General features: G+C 56.8%; 3 protein-coding genes. All 3 read left to right on the top strand.

Going from position 1 to position 3,056, the window contains the following annotated elements; all coding sequences use genetic code 11:
* On the top strand, nucleotides 1–1,338 hold a 1,338-nt coding region (locus V6C16_RS10345; RefSeq protein WP_333534616.1), incomplete at its 5' end, for a chemotaxis protein CheA.
* Between the two features lie 205 nt (nucleotides 1,339–1,543).
* Nucleotides 1,544–1,753, top strand: a complete 210-nt coding sequence (rpmB, locus tag V6C16_RS10340; protein WP_333534617.1) for a 50S ribosomal protein L28 — start codon at nucleotides 1,544–1,546, stop codon at nucleotides 1,751–1,753.
* Nucleotides 1,754–1,811: 58 nt separating this feature from the next.
* On the top strand, nucleotides 1,812–2,789 hold the full coding sequence (locus tag V6C16_RS10335) for a rhomboid family intramembrane serine protease (protein ID WP_333534618.1): 978 nt from the start codon (nucleotides 1,812–1,814) through the stop codon (nucleotides 2,787–2,789).
* Nucleotides 2,790–3,056 lie beyond the last annotated feature (267 nt).

The raw sequence follows: 3,056 nt of genomic DNA, 5'->3' as shown, positions 1-3,056 counted from the left end.
CCGGCCCCCGTGGCGCAACCCGCCGCACGACCCGCCGCCTCACAGGCAAAGGGGACTGCTCCCGCGACCGAAGGACACAAAAGCTCTTCCACCATCCGGGTTGACCACGAACGGCTTGATCACCTCATGAACCTCATTGGTGAACTGATCATCAACCGCAACCGCTATACGCTCATTGCCCGTTCGCTTGAAGACAGCAGCGACAACATAGATATTTCGCATGTGGCGCAAAGCCTTTCCGAAACGACCTACGCCATGGCGCGCATTTCTGACGACCTGCAAGATACCATCATGAAAGTGCGCATGGTTCCTGTTTCTTCGGTGTTCTCCCGCTTTCCCCGTCTGGTGCGCGACCTTTCCCGCAAAAGCGGCAAAGAGGTGGACCTGGTCATGGAAGGAGAAGAAACCGAACTGGACAAGAGCGTGGTAGAGGTCATAGGCGACCCTCTTGTCCACCTCATACGCAACTCCGTTGACCACGGCATCGAGTCGGAAGACGTGCGCCTTGCCGCTGGAAAACCTGCCAAGGGCAAAGTGACCTTACGGGCTTTCCACAAGGGCAATTCCGTTGCCATTGAAATCGAAGACGACGGCAAGGGCATTGATCCGGCAAAAATGCGCGAAACTGCCATCCGTAAGGGCGTCATAACTCCCGAAGAGGCCGCCCAGCTGGATGACCGCGAATCTGTGGAACTGATTTTTGCACCCGGTTTTTCCTCTGCCGACCAGATTACCGACATTTCGGGTCGTGGTGTGGGCATGGACGTGGTTCGCACCAACATCAAAAATCTCAAAGGCAGCGTCAGCACCTATTCTGAAGTGGGCAAAGGCACGCGCTTTACCCTGAGCCTGCCTCTGACGCTCGCCATCATTGATGCGCTTATGGTTAATGTTTCCGGCCAGATGTACGCCATCCCCCTGGATGCCGTCTCGGAAACCACCAAGATTGAAGCCCACCGCCTCACCGACGTGAAGGGCCGTAAGGCCGTCACCTTGCGGGGCGAGGTTCTCGGCGTGGTGGAAATGGCCGAAATGCTCGGCCTGCCCCGCACAGATCCCCTGCCGGACGTGCTCTCGGTGGTGGTCATACACGATAACGACCGCCGTCTGGGCCTTGTGGTGGACCGCCTGCTTGAACGCCAGGAAATAGTCATCAAGCCCCTCGGCGCCTATCTTGGCGACCTGAAGGGCATCTCTGGCGCCACCATTATGGGCGACGGCTCTGTGATCCTGATTCTTGATCCGCATGAAATCTACCTGATGGCAACTTCAAAGGCCGCATCAATGGTTCCTGCGGGTGAAGGCAAGCAGGCCGCCATGTCAGCGGGCAGAATCTGATCTTTTGACGTACGTCAGCCCGCCAGGCATAATGCGGGTTGACGCCCGTTTTGTTTTGAGAAAAAATCTTGCCTTTTGATACGGCATCAGCTATAGGACTTCTTCGCGCGGTTACGCCCTCTTACACGCTGTACATCTTCCGGCGCTGGGCTTTATTTTTGCCGCATGTGAAGTGAACTGTTTTTTTGCATATACGGAGGATAGTATGAGCAAGGAATGCATTTTCTGCGGCAAAAAGCCCCAGGTTGGCAACCTCGTCAGCCATTCCAATATCAAGACCAAGCGTCGTTTTAACCCCAACCTCCAGCGTGTGCGTCACCAGTTTGCGGACGGCAGTGTGCGGACTCTTACCGTGTGCACCCGTTGCCTGCGCTCTGGCGTTGTGATCAAGCCCCTGGTGCGTAAGCAGGGTTAATCGCAGCCGTTTTGTGCTCAAGGCCCCGCAGTGTCTCTGTTGGGGCCTTTTTTGCTATATGCACCATACCAACCGCAGCAGTCTGCCCGCCACCGGCGGGCGCTGGCTTATCCGCAAAAGGCCCAACAGCCTGCCACGGTACTGGCGCAATATCAGCCGGGCGGGCGGGGCTGACAACTATACGCGTTTTCGCGACAGCCTCCTGGTGCTCAATGCCTGCAATATTCCGCACAGAACTCTTTCCCTGTCCGGCAGGGAACATATCTATGTTCCCCCGCTGCTGGAAAATATCGCCCTGTCAGAACTGACCGAATTTTCCGCCGAAAGCCGCAAAAAAATCCCCGCTCCCACGCCCCTGCGCGTACACCGTCACAGCTTCTTGGCCGCGCTTCTTTTACTGCCCCTGCTCGTCTGGCATGGCTGGCGCGTTGGCTGGTGGCCGTCACCATCTTTTCTGCCCCCGCCGGAGATATGGGCGTCTGCCGGCATGCTGGATAATGTGCTGGTGCGCGTTTACGACCAGTACTACCGCCTGGGTACAGCGCTGACCCTGCATGTGAGCCTGACCCACGTGTGGGGCAACGTAATCTTTGGCGCGCTCTTTCTTTCCCTGCTTGCCAGGCTTACAGGCATAGGCAGGGCGCTCTGGCTCACGGTGGCTGGCGGAATAGCCGGCAATGCCCTTACTGTGCTTCTGCGCCCGCGCGCTGTCACCAGTATGGGCTTTTCCACTGCCCTCTTCGCCGCTGTAGGCGCGCTGGCAGGTTATATGGCAATGTACTCCGGCCAGCGGCGCAAGGCCGTTTTACCCGTGGCTGCGGGCATTGCCATCTTGGCAATGCTTGGTACTGAAGGCGAAAATACTGATTATGCCGCCCATATTGCAGGACTGTGCGGCGGTCTTGCCCTGGGCGGCTGGGAAGCGTGGCGAACGCAAAAAAACTGGCCCGCGCTGCCTCAGGCGCTGGCAGGCACGCTGGCTGCGGCGCTGCTTGTTGGCGCATGGTATTGGGCTTTCATGGTCTTGCCCGTTTAGAGCAATTCAACTTTTAAATTGCTCTGACGGCTGCGCGAGCAGACGTTCGCTACGGAGGCGTAAGCGCAGTTTATCTGCGCGGTTAAACGCCGAAGTGAGCGTGCCTTAAATTTTGAGAATATATATTCTCAAAGTTAATCTGCTCTAGCTGTAGAGTGATGGGATGGTCCCGCCCGCATAAATTGGCTACCCTAGGGTATGGAAAACCTCAGAAAGGGAACCATCCCATGAAGATCATTACTACCATCGGCATTGATTTGGCAAAGA

Origin of the sequence: Desulfovibrio sp. 1188_IL3213 (assembly GCF_036763145.1) — a bacterium.
In the GTDB taxonomy this organism is placed as follows: domain Bacteria; phylum Desulfobacterota; class Desulfovibrionia; order Desulfovibrionales; family Desulfovibrionaceae; genus Desulfovibrio.
Note: the sequence above shows the minus strand (reverse complement) of the source record. Positions and strands in the feature narration are given on the sequence as shown.

Bases quoted from the DNA above. Each gene is read 5' to 3' on its own strand.
- V6C16_RS10335 (WP_333534618.1), top strand. From the start codon at position 1,812: ATGCACCATACCAACCGCAGCAGTCTGCCCGCCACCGGCGGGCGCTGG.
- rpmB (WP_333534617.1), top strand. From the start codon at position 1,544: ATGAGCAAGGAATGCATTTTCTGCGGCAAAAAGCCCCAGGTTGGCAAC.